Here is a 15,104-nt window from a genome sequence, read left to right on the forward strand (position 1 = left end):
GGGGGACCCCCATCGCGGCCGCTCCGGCGCCTTGCGATGCACGGCACCAGACCACGCGACCTGATCGGACGCTCATAGTGAAAGGACCCCTTAGCCGCCTTCGCCACTCGCCACCACGACGGCCGGGAGTGCCGACGACCGCGGATTCCTCGACCGCGGTGGTGCGGCCCATGAGGATGACGTGGTCCAGCCACGCCTTCAGGGCGCTGGGGATCGTGAATTCGTCCATCGGGGCGCCGATCAGCACGGCGTCGGCCTGCTCCAGTTCCGCGATCAGCCTGCCGCGCAGGCCCTGGTCGGCGCCCGCGGTGTAACGATGTCGGCTCCCGCCACGCCGAGCGCGCCCAGTCCACTGCGACCGGACTGGGCGTTCCCGGCGTGGCGGGAGCGCCGGCAACGCCGAGGCTGCCGGGCAACAGCGACGTCGTCATCGTCGCGGTGCCCTGGGAGGGCCACGGCGACCTTCTGAGGCGCCTGCGTCCCGAACTCGCCGGGAAGATCGTCGTCGACTGCGTCAACCCGCTCGGCTTCGACAAGCAGGGCGCCTGCGCCGCAGCGCCCAGCCGTGCGAGCCGGCCTGTCTGTGGCCACACCCGGGAGGTGTTCCGGCGTCGTGGACGGGGACAGCCGGTTTCAGAGGCGGACCCCCGACCAGCGAGTAGACACCGGGCCTTCAACCGCGGTCGCCCTCGCAGTGGTCGGGGGCGATGGCGTGCAGGATGCGCCGGCCGATCTGGGCGAGCTGTTTGACCTGCGCCTTGGTCAACGGGTCGAACACCAGTCGGCGTACTTCCGCGACGTGGCCGGGAGCGGAGCTGACGATCTTCTCGTACCCCTCGTCGGTAAGGGCGGCCAGGGTGTAGCGGCCGTCGGCCGGATCGGGGCGGCGTTGGGCGTATCCCTTGCGTTCGAGCCTGGCCACGACCTGGGAGAGGCGAGAGAGCGAGCCCTCGGCGTACGCGGCGAGGGCGCTCATCCGCAGTTCCCGGTGCGGCGACTCCGACAGCGCCGCCATCACTCCGTACTCGAAGTGCGTCAGCCCTTCGTCGCGCAATTGCGTGTCGAGCGCGTGTTCCAGGCGCCGCATGACGCCAACCAGGCCGAGCCAGGCGCGGCGCTCCTCATCGTCAAGCCAGCGGGGTGCCTCGTCAGCCGGGGTGTTCATCATGCCCTCCAATGTACGGCGGGTTCACGCTTGAAGTGAATCCACCTCGATTTCACTTGAAACTTGAAGTTATCGCCGCTACTTTTCAGTTAACGCTTGAAGTAACTGCCCGGGTCTCCGAGCAGCGTCGAAGCCTTGAGGAGTCCCCCATGAAGTTGCTCGTACTCGGCGCCACCGGTGCCACCGGGCGCCTGGTCGTCGACCAGGCCTTGGCCGCGGGCCACACCGTGCGCGCGCTCGTCCGCTCGCCCCGGAAGCTGGATGCTCAGTCCGGCCTCGACGTGGTTTCCGGGCAGGCCACCGACGCCGGTGACGTCACGCAGGCCATGTCCGGCATCGACGCGGTGATCAGTACGCTCGGTGCCACCGGCGGAACCGTCATCACCGACGCCACGCGCGCCGTCATCTCCGGCGCCGCCACCACCGGTGCCAGCCGGTTCGTGGAGCTGTCCTCCTTCGCCGTGCTGCGCGAGCGCCTGAGCGGACCCGCCAAGTTCATGTCCAGCACAGCCATGGGCGCCATGGTCAAGGACAAGGCGGCCGCCGAGGACGCGCTGCGGGCCAGCGACCTGGACTACACCCTCGTCCACGCCGTCCGCCTCACCAACGGTCCTGCCACAGGCGCCGCCAAGCCACTGCCCGAGTCGGCCACCCTGCGCATGGGGGACACCATCAGCCGCGCCGATGTCGCCACCTGGATGCTCACCGCGCTCACCGACACGGCCACCAGCCGCCGCTCCGTCGTCATAGCCGGCTGACCCGTTCCGCTTCCCTGCACCGTCCCTGCTCGATCCGGAGGACCACATGAGCCACCAGCTCGCCGCCCACCCGGCCCGCCCCAGCGGCCTCCTCGTCGCCGGCGGCCTGCTCGGCACCGCTGTCGTCGCCGTCGCCGTCAATGCCGTCGTCGCCGCGATAGCCCACGCCGCCGGCGCCTCGGATGATTTCGAGGCTCTCCAGCTGCCCGCCTACGCCGTCCTCACGGTCTTCGGCGTCCTGGTCGCCGCCGGCGCCTGGGCGCTCATCCGCGCGCGATCGGCCCGCCCGGCCCGGCTGCTGCGCACCCTTGTCCCCGTCGTCCTGATCGTCAGCCTGATCCCGGACATCATGGTCGGCGTCTCCGACAGTCGGCCCGGCACCAGCTGGGGCGCCGTCATCGCGTTGATGGTCATGCACGTCGCTGTTGCCGCCGTCGCCGTCCCCGCTTACCGGCGACTCCTCCCCCTTCCCGCCACCCAGGACTGACCAAGCCCACCGCCGGGACGCGGCCCGCCGCGCCCCGGCTTTTTTGCGCGCTGTCGCCGACGCCTTCGTCAACCTCGGTATCGGGGCAGCCCAGCAAGATCGCCGACCAACTGCCGGCCGACCCCGGGGTGGACCGCACATCGAGAACGGCATGCTCAACATGGGCCCCAAGACCGAGGGCGACGCGGTCGACCCCGACCTGACCAACGCAACGCCGGCAAGGTCCCGGTGACCGAACTGCAGGGCGCGGTGTCCTTCCACCACGCAGACTCCTTGTCCCGACGGCGTACGGATCGGGGCGACGTACGGCGTCAGCGCCCACGAGCTGGCGGAGCGACTCGGCATCACGTTGTCCTGGGCCGGCCGAGGTTCACCGTTCGTAGGCGCCGACAGGGGCGTGCCGCGCCCGGCACGGGCGCAGACCTCCTCGTGCTCGGGGCTCCCCGGTCGACGACATGCTCGGACCGAGAGGCGCCCGTTTCTCCGCTGGGAGACTGTGCCGCGGCGGCCATGGCCCGGCAAGCCGACAATCTTTCGTGGCGAACCGGTGGCGGCAGGCCGTCGCCTGCCGCCACCGACCACCCGGTCCAGGGCTCTTCACCGCCAGGCCGGGCACCCTTCCGCTCCGGGCGCGTCCGGCCCGGCGACTGTCACTCGCCCGAGTGGGAGAGCTCGATGTCGTGGCTCTCCACACCTGAGCCCTGCACGGTCAGGTGGGTGGCCTTCGGCGGGTAGCCGGCCGCCATGACCGTGTACTCGCCGCCGTCCAGGTCGGTGAAGGCATAGCTGCCGTCCTCGCCGGTGGTCGCGGTGGCCACCACGTTGCCGGCCACGTCGACGAGCGTGACCCGCGCGTCGGTCAGCGGTCGGCCCGCGGCTTGGATCACGCCCTGCACCTGCAGTCCGGAGGACAGTTCGACCTCGGTCCTGGTGACGCCCCGCGCGGAAATCTCGACGGGCAGCGCGAGCGGCCGGTAGCCGGCCGCGGTCACCGCGAGGGTCAGCTGGCCGGGCACTATCTCGGCGAAACCGAAGGTGCCGTCCGTGTCGGTCAGCCCGGCGGCGAGCACGTCGCCGCGCACGTCGGCCGCGACCACCATGGCGCCGACGACCGGCTCCTTGTGATCGGCCGACCTGACCGTGCCGACCAGGCCGCTGGTGCCGGAGAGCAGGATGTCGTACGAGACCGGCTCGTCGCCGACCACCACCGTGGACGCCTGTGGCTGGTAGCCCTCGGCGGAGGCGATGAGCACGTAGCTGCCCGCGCCCGGCGCGTCCACCGTGTACGAACCGTCCGGGTGGGCCACCACACGGCCCACCTGCCGCCCGCCCAGCGAGATCAGGGTGACGGCTGCCCGCGGCACGGGTGCCGACTCGGCGCCGATGACATGACCGCTGACCGGGATGCCGCCGGACGACCGGACCGCGGCAGCGGCACTCGCGGTCGCCGCCGGGACGGGCGAAGTGAAAGTGGCGGGCGCGGCCGGGGCTGCGGCCGGGCTCGGCACCTTCGCGTCGTTCCCGGTGTTCTCGTGGTTCCCGTCCTCCCGGCCTCGGAGGCCGAACGCCGAGAGGGCGGCGCCCAAGAGGGCGAGGATGCCGGTGACCAGGACGGCGGTGTGGACGCCGTTCATGAAGGCGGTGTGGCTGCCCTCCACCACGGCCGCCCTGAGCTGTGCGGGCATCGCGTCGGAGACCGGGGCGACACCCATCGCGACCGCGTCCTTCGCCTCCTCGAAGCGAGCGGCTGCCGAGTGGGGCACGCCGGCGTCGGTCAGTGAGTCGGTGAGCGTGGAGCCGACGCGGCTGCTGATGAGGGAGACGAGCACCGAGGTGCCGAGCGCTCCGCCGACCTGGAGCGAGGTGGCCTGGAGGCCACCCGCGATGCCACCGTCCTTGACGGGGGCGTTGCCGACGATCGCGTCGGAGGACGCGGCCATCACGATGCCGACGCCGAGACCGAGCGCGACGAACGGCGGCCACATGGCGGCGTACGAGGAGTCGGCGCTCCACGCGAGCATCGTGAACGCGGCGCCGGCCTGGAGCACCATCCCGAGCGGCATGGTCAGGCGCGGGCCGAACCTCTCGGTGAGCTTCGCGCCGAGCGGCGAGGCGAGCATGGAGGCGAGGCTGAGCGGCAGGGTGCGCACGCCGGACTCGACGGGCGAGAAGCCGTGCACGTTCTGGAGGTACAGCATCACGAAGAAGATCGCGCCGAGCAGGACGAAGAAGTTCAGCGCGGTGACGAACACGCCGATGGTCAGGGCCGGGTTGCGGAACAGCCGCATGGGCAGGAGAGGGTGCGCGACGCGGGTCTCGTACCAGCCGAAGAGGACCAGGACGACGACACCGCCGACGATCGCGCCGAGCGTGCCGGCCGAAGTCCAGCCCCACGTCTCACCCTTGACGACGCCGAAGACGACGGCGATCAGTCCGAGCGCGAGCAGTACGACACCGGGCACGTCGAACTTCTCACCCGCCGCCGCCTCGTTCCTCGACCGCGGCAGCACCACGAGACCGAAGACCAGGGCGATCACGCCGATGGGGGCGTTGATGTAGAAGACGGACTCCCAGTTGACGTGCTGGACGAGCAGTCCGCCGACGATCGGGCCGAGCGCGGTGGCGACGGACGAGATCATCGCCCAGATGCCGACCGCCATGCCGAACTTCTTCGGCGGGAACACCGCGCGCAGCAACGCCAGGGTGTTGGGCATGAGCAGCGCGCCGAACAGGCCCTGCACGGCCCGGAAGGCGATGACACCCTCGACCGAGCCGGCGAGGCCGATCGCGACGGACGCGAGGGTGAATCCGACGACGCCGACGAGGTAGACCGTACGGCGTCCGAAGCGGTCGCCGAGCTTGCCGCCCAGGATGAGGGCGGCGGCGAGGGCGAGCAGGTAGGAGTTGGTGACCCACTGGAGTTCGGCGGTGGTGGCGCTCAGGTCGCGGGCGATCTCGGCGTTGGCGATCGAGACGACGGAGCCGTCGAGGCCGACCATGAACAGGCCGAGGCCGACGGCGATCAGCGTCAGCCAGGGGTTCGCGCGAAGACCGCGGGGTGGGGAGTCGGATGCGGGGGTGGACGCTGTGGAAACAGCGGCGACAGACATGTGTGAGCTGTCCTCGGGACGTTCGGCGCGCGGCTGAGGCGCGTGGACATGTGTGGGAGAGCTGCGCATGCGAGCAGCACGCCCAGCCCTGCCGCAGCGGCGGCAAGTGCAGATAGGCGTAGGGGAGCCGGACCGACCGGTCAGGCGGAGTGGTCGCGCAGGTGCCGGGTGAGTGCCTCGAGGGCGCCGAGCGCCGAGCCGAGGGCGTCGCGGTCGCCGTCGGTGAGGGTACGCAGCGCGGCCGCGAGCTGCGCCGCCGCGATGTTCTCGACCTCGTCGATGCGCTGACGCGCCTTGGTGGTGACGCAGAGGTGCGCGACGCGCTTGTCGGTGTCGTCCTTGTGCCGTTCCAGCAGGCCCGCGTCGGTGAGGCGGGTGACCAGGGCGCTGACGTTGTTCGGCATCATCCGCAGCGCGCCGGCCGCCATGTGGACGGTTGCGCCGTCGTGCTCGGCGACGTACTGAAGCAGCGCCAGCTGTCGCTCGGGGAGCTTGGGGTAGGGCAGCTGGCCTGCGATGCCCCGTTCGATGGACCGGTTCAGCGCAGGCAGGCACGCCACGAGACCTGAGGCCACGTGGCCGATGCTCTGGCTCGGGCGAGCCTCGCTGACTCCGGACACGCCCGCCAAAATATATATGGGGAGACACCTATGTCAACATACTGATTGGCGGGAACGGCCCGCCAACGACACCATGGCCGCCACCACGCCCATCACTTCGCTCCTCACACCGGTTGGTCCACGAAGTCGCACTTCACGAACGCCACTGGCGCGGATGTTCCGCGACGACGTGGCTTGACGCGGGCCGCTACGTGGAGCAGACCTCGCCGGAGGCGGCCAAGTCTCTCCTGGTGACCGGCGACGAGAGCCAGGAGACCGTCGTACGGCGTGCCCGCTTCGGCTTCCCACAGACGATGGGACGGATCTTCCGCCGCAACCTCGGAGTCTCGCCGGGCGGGCTACCGCAGCCGGTTCTGACTACCGGCATCGACCGCCAGGAGCCGGAGTCCGACAGGATGACTCATCCGGCCATGTCCTCACCCCCGCGCGCTCCAGCGACGGCGCCGACTCCCCAGGACGGCAACGACCGACGACTTGGGGACCACCAAGACCGGCCTGCCGTTACGAGCCGGTTGGCCCACCGGCACGGTGACCAGCCCGGAGGTGATCACACCGGTCCAGATCGCGCCATGACCGACCACTCCCATCTGCCGCATCGCCCCGCAGCCCCTGCTGACGTCCACACCGGTGTCCTGGCCTGGTTCAGCTGCGGCCACCATCCGCCGGTCCTGATCCTCGACTGACGCTTGACCACCCACCTGGCCTGCACCCCGACCCACCCGGTCGGCACCGCCCTCGGCCTTCGCACGACTTTGTGCGGAGAGCGGTTGGAGCCCGGCGACCGGCCTGCTGCTCTACACCGACGGCATCATCGAAGCCCGTGACGCCCATGGGTGCGAGTTCGGCCGCGACCGCTTCGTCGACTTCGTTCTCCGCCACCAGGCCGAGGGCCTGCCGGCCTCGAAACCCTGCGCCGTCTGGTGCGGGCCGTGCTCGAGCATCACGACGGGCACTCTCAACGACGACGCCACCGCCCTGCTGTGCGAATGGCACGGCGCATCGGACGGCTGCCCGTCCAGGACCATGGCACGTCCGACTAGAGGTGACGTCGGCGGCTGCGGCGAGCGTGTTGGAGGCCGGTTGACCGTGCCGACGATCGCCTCGGTCGTCTCGTGTCTCCGGTGCCGCGCCTGGAGAGCACACCACCCGGCCCCGGCGAACGAGGCGCCCGGTAGCAGGTGAGGGCAGTGTGCGGCGGCGCGGTGGTCATGCGTGGAGGCTGTTCTCACCGGGTGAGCAGGTACAGGCCTGTTCCGGCCGCGCCGGCTGCGGCGAGCATGAGGGATGCGCATGCGGTGTGCCGCTTCAGCAGTGTTTGCCGCAGCGCGTCGTAACGTCCTGCGTATTCCGCGCGCAGCCGGTCGGCTCGGTTCGCGGTGATCTGCAGCGCCTGCCTGGTCAGTTGGAGGCGCTGCTCGACGTAGTGGCGCGTCACGTCTTCGGCCTGGGCCGTGGTGAGCCAGGGCAGGCGGGAGCAGAGGATCCTGGCTTCGTGCTGCGCCTGGTCGCGTTCGGCCTGCAGGAGGAGGTAGCCCTCGAGCTCGTTGGCCAGTACGGCGCCTTGGCGGGCCGACGGGCCGGGAGAGCGCCGGGAGATCACTGTGGATCCCCCTTGTGGTCGGTGGCGTCGATGGCGTCGCGCCGGCCGACGTTCTCCTGCTGTTCGAGCTCCGCCAGGTCCGGGTGGTGCAGGTCGAAGGCGGGGGATTCGGAGCGGATGCGGGGCAGGGTCGTGAAGTTGTGGCGGGGCGGGGGGCAGGAGGTGGCCCATTCCAGGGAGCGGCCGTATCCCCAGGGGTCGTCGACCTCGACCCGCTCGCCGAATTTGGCGGTTTTCCAGACGTTGTAGAGGAACGGCAGGGTGGACAGGCCGAGGAGGAAGGCGCCGATGGAGGAGAGGGTGTTGAGGGCGGTGAAGCCGTCGGCCGCGAGGTAGTCGGCGTAGCGCCGGGGCATGCCCTCGGCGCCGAGCCAGTGCTGGATCAGGAAGGTGGTGTGGAAGCCGACGAACAGGGTCCAGAAGTGCATCTTCTCCAGGCGGGTGTCGAGCATGGTGCCGGTCATCTTCGGCCACCAGAAGCTGAATCCGCCGAACATGGCGAAGACGATCGTCCCGAAGAGGACGTAGTGGAAGTGGGCGACCACGAAGTAACTGTCGGTGACGTGGAAGTCCAGCGGCGGCGAGGCGAGCAGGACGCCGGTGAGGCCGCCGAAGAGGAACGTGACGAGGAAGCCGGCCGCCCACAGCATCGGCGGCTCGAAGGAGAGGGACCCCTTCCACATCGTGCCGATCCAGTTGAAGAACTTCACGCCTGTCGGCACGGCGATCAGGAAGCTCATGAAGGAGAAGAACGGCAGCAGCACGGCCCCGGTGGCGAACATGTGGTGGGCCCACACCGTTACGGACAGACCCGTGATGGCGATGGTGGCGCCCACCAGGCCCATATAGCCGAAGATCGGCTTGCGGGAGAACACGGGAAGGATCTCGGTGATGACGCCGAAGAAGGGCAGGGCGAGGATGTAGACCTCGGGGTGGCCGAAGAACCAGAACAGGTGCTGCCACAGGATCGCCCCGCCGTACTGGGGGTCGAAGATGTGCGCGCCGAACTTCCGGTCCGCCTCCAGTGCGAGCAGGGCTGCTGCCAGGACGGGGAAGGCGAGCAGGACGAGCAACGAGGTGAGCAGCACGTTCCAGGTGAAGATCGGCATCCGGAACATGGTCATGCCGGGGGCGCGCATGCAGATGATCGTGGTGATGAAGTTGACCGAGCCGAGGATGGTGCCGAATCCGGCCAGCGCCAGCCCCATGATCCACAGGTCGCCGCCGACATACCCGGTGCGGATGGGGCCGCTCAGGGGGGTGTAGGCGGTCCAGCCGAAGTCGGCGGCGCCCTGGGGGGTGAGGAAGCTGCCGAGCACGATGAGGCCGCCGAAGAGGAACAGCCAGTACGAGAGCATGTTCAGCCGGGGGAAGGCGACGTCCGGGGAGCCGATCTGCAGCGGCATGATCGCGTTGGCGAATCCGGCGAACGTCGGGGTCGCGAACAGCAGCAGCATGATCGTGCCGTGCATCGTGAACGCCTGGTTGTACTGCTCGGGGGACAGGATCTGCATTCCCGGCCGGGCCAGCTCTGCCCTGACGGCCATCGCCAGCGCCCCACCGACCAGGAAGAATCCGAAGGATGTGATCAGGTAGAGGTGGCCGATCTTCTTGTGGTCCGTGGTGGTCAGCCAGGTGACGACCACCTGGCCTCTACTGCGCCGCCCCTTGACCGGCACCAACGTGACCGGCTCCGCCTCAGTCGTCATGGAGTCCCTTAATTCGGTGTAAGTACCGCATTCAGGTAACAAGGTTCCGTAACGGCGCGGGCATCGCACGCTGACGCGCGGTGGATACGGAGCGCATGCCTGGCTGGGCGAGGCGGAGAGCCGACGCACGGACACCGATGCGCGCCGACACAGCCGGTCATGTTCAGGCGCTCGAGGACATGGCCGCCTTCCTGAGCAGACCTGCGTAGACCTGGATTGCAGCCGATGGCGAGGCACCCCTTCTCAACCGCTCGGCAGCGCCACACGCCGTCCTGGCCGCTCAGTATCTCCAGGCGTTGCTCGACGGCCGCGTCCCGTGAGTCGAAGATCAACGATTGAAGTGGGACGGCTGGCCTGCGATGGTCTCGGTGGACGCCGGACGCGTGGTGCTGCGCTCGCGCAAGGGAACCGAACTCGCACCCGCCTTCCCCGAGGCGCGCTCCGGTGTCCCAGGGCCGTATGAGCCGGCTGACGGCACCGAGAACGAGGCATGCTTCCTGGACCGCTCGCGGACGAGGTCGCGGACGGTCGAGGTGCGCGTCAGCTGACCCGAAGGCCGACTGCCAGCGTCAGTTCAAGGACCCGGTGTGGCGATGCGAGATCCGGAAACAGCTCCCGCAACTGCGACATCCGGTACCGGACTGTCTGGGGATGGACGAACAACGCCGCCGCCACCTCGTCCCGCCTGCCCTGGTGCAGCAGCCACGCCCGCAACGTCTCCTCCAGCCGCCGCGCCGTCGCGACAGGCAAGGTCCGCAACGGTGCGAGGGCTCGGGTGCGCAGGTCTGCGAACGCGTCCGCGTCGGCGCTCAGCACCAGCTCGGGCAGGTGGGCCTCGGTGTCGCGGATATCAGAGGAGAGGGAGCGCGCGCGTACGGCTCGTGCGTACGAGGCGGACGCACGAGTCCATGGCCGGGCCGGGCCGACCACGGCGGTGCGGTCGGTCAGCTGCCGCATGAGATGTGATCGGTCGGCGTCGGGGACGAGCAGCACACCGGTGGCATCCGGCAGATCGTCGAGGACGAGGGTGCCCGGGTCGAGCGTGCGGTAGGCAGGCCGGGCCTGGGCGGCGGGCAGCAGGACCGCGGTCAGCGAAACCGGAGGCTGCCACCCGGCCCGTTGAGCAGAGGCCAGCAGCACGTCCGGGGTCGCCCCGGCGAGGAGGTCGCGGGCCAGGTGTTCCAGGTGGCGCTCGTGGTCCCTGCCCCGGGCGGCCAGTTCGTCGGCGTGGCCCGCGGCGCTCGCGGCGGAGAGCTCGTCGATGTAGGCGAAGGTCAGCTCGGCGAACTTGGCGACCTCGGCGGCGGGCAGACCTGCGGGTACGGCACCCGCTGCCAGGCATCGCCAGGCCACGCGGGCGCCGACGCGGTAGGCGCTGAGCAGGGCGTCCATCGAACGGCCGTCGCGCACCTCGCCGCGGCCCAGCTCATAGGCTGCGTCACCGGCGTCGCCGCCCGTGGCGTGCCCGCTCGCGAGGTCCAGGTAGTGCCCCAACGCGGTGCGGACGGCTCGGCGGATGGTGGCGCCCATGCGGCCCGAAAGGGCGTTGGCGTAGGGAGGGACCTCGTCGATGATCGCCTGGACGACCTCGTCGGCGGTGCTCTTCAGCGCGGCCCGAAGTGCGGTGACCGTCGTCTCGTCCAGGGCCAGTTCACTGGCCCTCCGGATTGCATGGCTCACGTTTCTATTCCCTGCGAACAATTCAGCCAGCCAGATTCACGTCCTGCGGTCAGGACTTTACGCCTTGAGGCACAGCAAGCTGGAGTCATGACGAGTACAGCCCTCCGCAGCAGGGCGTGGAAACTGCTGGAGATGGTCACGACGCCGCTGCTGCCGTCGGACTACCTCGACCTGGTCAGCCCCCTGCGTGCGGGCGCCGACCTGCGTGGGCGCATCGAGGCCGTGCACCCCGAGACGGGCGACGCCGCGACTGTCGTGATCAGGCCGGGCCGGGGCTGGCGCGGCCACACAGCCGGTCAGTACGTGCGGATCGGGGTCGACATCGACGGGGTGCGCCTGTGGCGTGCCTACTCCATCACCTCGCCGACAAACCGCAAGGACGGCCGCGTCACGATCACCGTGAAGGCGATCCCGGACGGCAAGGTCAGCAACCACCTGGTCCGCAGGGCGAAACCGGGCACGCTGATCCAGCTCGACCAGCCGACCGGTGACTTCGTGCTGCCGCAGGCCAAGCCCGCCAAGGTGCTCTACCTGACGGCCGGCAGCGGCATCACGCCCGTGATGGGCATGCTGCGCGACACCGAGTTCCACGACGTCGTCATGGTCCACTGCGCGCCCCAGCCGCACGACGTGATCTTCCGCAACGAACTGCACGACCTGGTCGCGGACAAGAAGCTGCGGCTCACCGAGGTGCACACCGACACGGACGGCATGCTCGACATCGCCCGTCTCGACGAACTGGTGCCCGACTGGGCCGAGCGCGAGACCTGGGCCTGCGGGCCCGCGGGCCTGCTCGACGCCGCCGAAGAGCATTGGACCGAGCACGGCGTACAAGAGCGCCTGCACACCGAACGCTTCCGCCCCAGCATCGTCGTCGCCGGCGACGGCGGGGAGGTCACGTTCAGCGCCACCGGCAAGACCGTCGACGCGGACGGCGCCACGCCGTTGCTGGACATCGGCGAGGAGGCCGGCGTGCTCATGCCCTCCGGGTGCCGCATGGGCATCTGCTTCGGCTGCGTCACACCGCTCAAGGCGGGCGCCGTCCGCGACCTGCGCACCGGCGAGATCACCGAGGCCGAGCCGGGCGTCCTCATCCAGACCTGCGTGTCCGCCGCGGCGGGCCCCTGCGACATCGAACGGTAGGAGCACCTTGACCGCCATCGACCCCACCGCCCACCTGACCGCGGAGCAGATCGAGGAGCTCGGCCGCGAGCTGGACGCGATCCGCGACGAGGTGATCGCCGACCGTGGTGAGAAGGACGCCGCCTACATCCGTAAGGTCATCTCGGCGCAGCGCAAGCTCGAACTGGTCAGCAGGGGAGTGCTGCTGTTCTCGATCTTCCCGCCCGCGTGGCTGCTCGGCACCGCCGGGCTGTCCGTGGCGAAGATCATGGACAACATGGAGATCGGCCACAACATCCTCCACGGCCAGTGGGACTGGATGCGGGACCCGAAGATCCACTCCACCACCTGGGAGTGGGATCACGTCTCGCCGTCCGAGCAGTGGAAGCACTCGCACAACGAGCTGCACCACACGTACACCAACGTGATCGGCAAGGACAACGACCTCGGCTACGGCATCATGCGCGTCGACGAGGACCAGAAGTGGCACCCGTTCCACCTAGGCCAGCCGCTGTGGAACTTCATCAACGCCTGCTTCTTCGAGTACGGCATCGCGGCGTACGACCTTGAGCTCGGCAAGAACCTGAACAAGCGCCGCCGCAAGAACCCGGAGTTCCGCGCACGGGCCAAGGCTGTGGGCCGCAAGATCCGCAAGCAGGCGCTCAAGGACTACGTGATCCACCCGCTGCTGTCGGGACCGTCGTTCCTCCCCACGCTCGCCGCCACGTTCACCGCGAACCTGGTCCGCAACATCTGGACCCACTCGGTGATCATGTGCGGGCATTTCCCCGAGGGCGTGCAGGTCTTCGAGCGCCGGTCGATCAAGGGCGAGACGCGCGGTCAGTGGTACCTGCGCCAGATGATGGGCTCGGCGAACATCAGCGGCAGCAAGGCCATGCACTTCATGACCGGCAACCTGTCGCACCAGATCGAACACCACCTGTTCCCGGACCTGCCGAGCAACCGGTACGCCGAGATCGCGGTGAAGGTGCGCGCGCTGTTCGAGAAGTACGAGCTGGAGTACGTCACCGGCCCGCTGCCCAAGCAGGTGTTCTCCGCGTGGCACAAGGTCTTCCGGCTCTCGCTGCCGAACAAGAAGCCCAAGGTCGAAGCGCCGGACCGCGAGCAGGAGCTCGTCGCCGCCTGATTCCTGGCATAAGTTCAGATCTCTCGGCCGTACGGCCGGTACCGGCCGTACCGGCGGCACCGCCGGGTTCGGTGAGATCCGCTGCGGACGGTGGCGACCGCGACGTCGGACCGCCCGGGTCGCCTCCGCGTGCCGCGCCGACCACGCCGCCGCCGCTGTCGCGGTATTGACCGGCGAGGGGCACGAGAACAAGACGTACGAGCTGGGCGGCGACGAGACGTGGAGCCTCGCCGAGTTCGCGGCCGAGATCGGCAGGCGGACCGGCAGGGAGATCGCCTACACCGCCGTCTCCGTCGAGACTCTAAGCGGCATCCTGGCCGATGCGGGGGTGGCCGGCCCCCTCGTCGCCACGCTCGTCGGCGTGGACGCGTCCATCGCGAAGGGCGAGTCGGCCGGCCACGCCGGCGATGTCTCGCGCCTCATCGGCCATCCGCCCGCACCGATCGCCGATTCCATCGCGGCGGCGCTCAAGCCACTCGAAGGCTGAGGTCTCTGCCGGATCCGCGAGGCGGGGTGGGGGACCGGTGCGGTGTCCGGTTCCCGCCGCCCGGGGGTCCCTCGCGCCGACCGGTGCCCCCGGGCTGGGGGTGTCAGGGCGGGGGAACCAGCCGTCGCTGTGGTTCGGCGAGCGGCTGGGGTTGGTGCCGGGAGACTTTGGCGAGCAGGCGCGCGAGGGTGAGTTCCTCGTCGGGGGTCAGGTGTTCCAGCCAGCTCTTCTCGCGGTTCGACGTCCACCAGTGCAGGAACTCGTCGATGACGGTCTCGCCCTGCTCGGTGAGGGCGATGACGAGCATGCGTCCGTCATCGGGCTGGGGTGTTCGGGTGAGCAGGCCGGCCCGTTCCAGGGTGTGCAGTGCCGAGGTGACGCTCGCGGTGGAGATGCTCAGCAGGTCGGCGAGTCTGCGCGGGGACATCGGACCTTCGTACTTGAGCGTGGTCATCAGCCGGAAGCCGGCGAAGGTCAGCCCGGCGGGGCGGGCGAAGTTGGTTTCGATGTCGCGTTCGATCTTCTTCGCGACCCGCACCAGGTTGAAACCCACCGACGTGGATGCCAGGTGCGGGTCGACGTCGGGCAGGTCGAAGCCGGAGGCGGCGGCCAGACGTTCGCCGTGGCGCTGCGCGGCCGGATCTTGTGTCACGGGCACCACTCTGCCTTCGTCACCAGCACCCTCACAAGGGACTCACAGTTCATTTCCTGCCCGCCAGTGTCTTGATCCTCGACAGCGCCGATCTGGCCGCCGGTCCTGTGGCCACTCTCCACCTCCCCCTTCGCCTGCGCGCCGGTATCCACGGGACCTGGGTCCCCGAGCACCTCGTCCAGGCCGGCTGACCTCCAGCAGGAGGCACCGCCGGGTGGGCTGTTCCTGGCATGTCGACCGAGCGGATCGTCGTCGACCGGTCCGTGGCCGATGCCTTCACCGAGGCAACTGGCCGCCCGCGCCAAGGCCCTGGTCACTGGCGATCAGAGGAACCTGGACACCCCGGTCGGTCCCGTCATCAACCGCCGATCCCTTGCCCACCTGCGCGCACGAGAGCCGCATGCGGCGAGGGCCGTCCCGGGCGGATCATCACCGTGGTCGGGCTTGCCGGCTGCCTGCTCCTGGGCCGTCACTCTGCCGCTGTCCTCGGTGCTCTCCCGGGGCCGCGGCGCCGGCCGTCGGTGCCGCCGCCTACGGGGTCCGGCGCGCGGCGGCCGCACGCACGCC

Annotated in this window: 14 protein-coding genes and 3 pseudogenes; 9 read left to right on the plus strand and 8 right to left on the minus strand. The window is 69.7% G+C overall.

What is annotated here, in order from left to right; translation table 11 throughout:
- Positions 1 to 103 precede the first annotated feature (103 nt).
- Positions 104 to 286 (minus strand): annotated as a pseudogene (locus ACZ5XS_RS41030) (NAD(P)H-dependent oxidoreductase); the annotation flags it as partial.
- A 32-nt stretch (positions 287 to 318) separates the two neighbouring features.
- Here ACZ5XS_RS41030 and ACZ5XS_RS41035 point away from each other — a divergent pair.
- A pseudogene (locus ACZ5XS_RS41035) lies at positions 319 to 573 on the plus strand (NAD(P)-binding domain-containing protein); the annotation flags it as partial.
- A gap of 100 nt (positions 574 to 673) precedes the next feature.
- On the opposite strand, the gene ACZ5XS_RS41040 reads toward ACZ5XS_RS41035, so the two are convergent.
- Complete coding sequence (locus ACZ5XS_RS41040; protein WP_468660294.1) at positions 674 to 1,168, minus strand: MarR family winged helix-turn-helix transcriptional regulator; 495 nt, start codon at positions 1,166 to 1,168, stop codon at positions 674 to 676.
- Between the two features lie 146 nt (positions 1,169 to 1,314).
- Here ACZ5XS_RS41040 and ACZ5XS_RS41045 point away from each other — a divergent pair, with 146 nt between their 5' ends.
- Together ACZ5XS_RS41045 and ACZ5XS_RS41050 are read left to right on the plus strand one after the other, a co-directional pair.
- Positions 1,315 to 1,923 (plus strand): NAD(P)-dependent oxidoreductase, encoded by a 609-nt coding sequence (locus ACZ5XS_RS41045; RefSeq protein WP_468660296.1) that lies wholly within the window; start codon positions 1,315 to 1,317, stop codon positions 1,921 to 1,923.
- Positions 1,924 to 1,969: 46 nt separating this feature from the next.
- The gene (locus ACZ5XS_RS41050) at positions 1,970 to 2,410 is read left to right on the plus strand and encodes a DUF6069 family protein (RefSeq protein WP_468660298.1); all 441 of its coding nucleotides are present in this window, start codon (positions 1,970 to 1,972) and stop codon (positions 2,408 to 2,410) included.
- 650 nt (positions 2,411 to 3,060) lie between these two features.
- On the opposite strand, the gene ACZ5XS_RS41055 is transcribed toward ACZ5XS_RS41050, so the two are convergent.
- Together ACZ5XS_RS41055 and ACZ5XS_RS41060 are read right to left on the minus strand one after the other, a co-directional pair.
- Positions 3,061 to 5,520 (minus strand): MFS transporter, encoded by a 2,460-nt coding sequence (locus ACZ5XS_RS41055; protein ID WP_468660300.1) that lies wholly within the window; start codon positions 5,518 to 5,520, stop codon positions 3,061 to 3,063.
- Between the two features lie 140 nt (positions 5,521 to 5,660).
- The gene (locus tag ACZ5XS_RS41060; protein WP_468660302.1) at positions 5,661 to 6,140 is read right to left on the minus strand and encodes a MarR family winged helix-turn-helix transcriptional regulator; all 480 of its coding nucleotides are present in this window, start codon (positions 6,138 to 6,140) and stop codon (positions 5,661 to 5,663) included.
- An 810-nt stretch (positions 6,141 to 6,950) separates the two neighbouring features.
- On the opposite strand from ACZ5XS_RS41060, the gene ACZ5XS_RS41065 reads away from it, so the two are divergent.
- Positions 6,951 to 7,322 (plus strand): hypothetical protein, encoded by a 372-nt coding sequence (locus tag ACZ5XS_RS41065; protein ID WP_468660354.1) that lies wholly within the window; start codon positions 6,951 to 6,953, stop codon positions 7,320 to 7,322.
- Positions 7,323 to 7,365: 43 nt separating this feature from the next.
- Here ACZ5XS_RS41065 and ACZ5XS_RS41070 read toward each other — a convergent pair whose 3' ends face one another.
- A complete protein-coding gene (locus ACZ5XS_RS41070) occupies positions 7,366 to 7,740 on the minus strand; it encodes a hypothetical protein (protein WP_468660304.1) in 375 nt (124 codons plus the stop codon).
- On the minus strand, positions 7,737 to 9,449 hold the full coding sequence (ctaD, locus tag ACZ5XS_RS41075; protein ID WP_468660306.1) for an aa3-type cytochrome oxidase subunit I: 1,713 nt from the start codon (positions 9,447 to 9,449) through the stop codon (positions 7,737 to 7,739). The genes ACZ5XS_RS41070 and ctaD overlap by 4 nt, the downstream gene beginning before the upstream one ends.
- A gap of 335 nt (positions 9,450 to 9,784) precedes the next feature.
- Here ctaD and ACZ5XS_RS41080 point away from each other — a divergent pair, with 335 nt between their 5' ends.
- Positions 9,785 to 9,997 (plus strand): hypothetical protein, encoded by a 213-nt coding sequence (locus ACZ5XS_RS41080; RefSeq protein ID WP_468660308.1) that lies wholly within the window; start codon positions 9,785 to 9,787, stop codon positions 9,995 to 9,997.
- On the opposite strand, the gene ACZ5XS_RS41085 is transcribed toward ACZ5XS_RS41080, so the two are convergent.
- Positions 9,990 to 11,129 (minus strand): PucR family transcriptional regulator, encoded by a 1,140-nt coding sequence (locus ACZ5XS_RS41085; RefSeq protein WP_468660310.1) that lies wholly within the window; start codon positions 11,127 to 11,129, stop codon positions 9,990 to 9,992. The genes ACZ5XS_RS41080 and ACZ5XS_RS41085 overlap by 8 nt on opposite strands.
- A gap of 87 nt (positions 11,130 to 11,216) precedes the next feature.
- On the opposite strand from ACZ5XS_RS41085, the gene ACZ5XS_RS41090 reads away from it, so the two are divergent.
- The 3 genes and pseudogenes from ACZ5XS_RS41090 to ACZ5XS_RS41100 all read left to right on the plus strand — a co-directional run.
- Positions 11,217 to 12,272 carry a ferredoxin reductase gene (locus ACZ5XS_RS41090; protein ID WP_468660311.1) on the plus strand — a complete coding sequence of 352 codons (1,056 nt, stop codon included), beginning with the start codon at positions 11,217 to 11,219 and terminating at the stop codon, positions 12,270 to 12,272.
- 7 nt (positions 12,273 to 12,279) lie between these two features.
- Complete coding sequence (locus ACZ5XS_RS41095) at positions 12,280 to 13,398, plus strand: fatty acid desaturase family protein (RefSeq protein ID WP_468660313.1); 1,119 nt, start codon at positions 12,280 to 12,282, stop codon at positions 13,396 to 13,398.
- A 115-nt stretch (positions 13,399 to 13,513) separates the two neighbouring features.
- Positions 13,514 to 13,885 (plus strand): annotated as a pseudogene (locus tag ACZ5XS_RS41100) (KR domain-containing protein); the annotation flags it as partial.
- A 103-nt stretch (positions 13,886 to 13,988) separates the two neighbouring features.
- Here ACZ5XS_RS41100 and ACZ5XS_RS41105 read toward each other — a convergent pair.
- Positions 13,989 to 14,537, minus strand: a complete 549-nt coding sequence (locus ACZ5XS_RS41105) for a MarR family winged helix-turn-helix transcriptional regulator (protein ID WP_468660315.1) — start codon at positions 14,535 to 14,537, stop codon at positions 13,989 to 13,991.
- Here ACZ5XS_RS41105 and ACZ5XS_RS41110 point away from each other — a divergent pair.
- Positions 14,447 to 14,728: a carotenoid oxygenase family protein gene (locus ACZ5XS_RS41110; RefSeq protein WP_468660317.1), complete on the plus strand. Its 282-nt coding sequence runs from the start codon at positions 14,447 to 14,449 to the stop codon at positions 14,726 to 14,728. The two genes, ACZ5XS_RS41105 and ACZ5XS_RS41110, sit on opposite strands and share 91 nt — an antisense overlap.
- Positions 14,729 to 15,104: the final 376 nt, after the last annotated feature.

Source organism: Streptomyces sp. NPDC033131, from assembly GCF_055578365.1.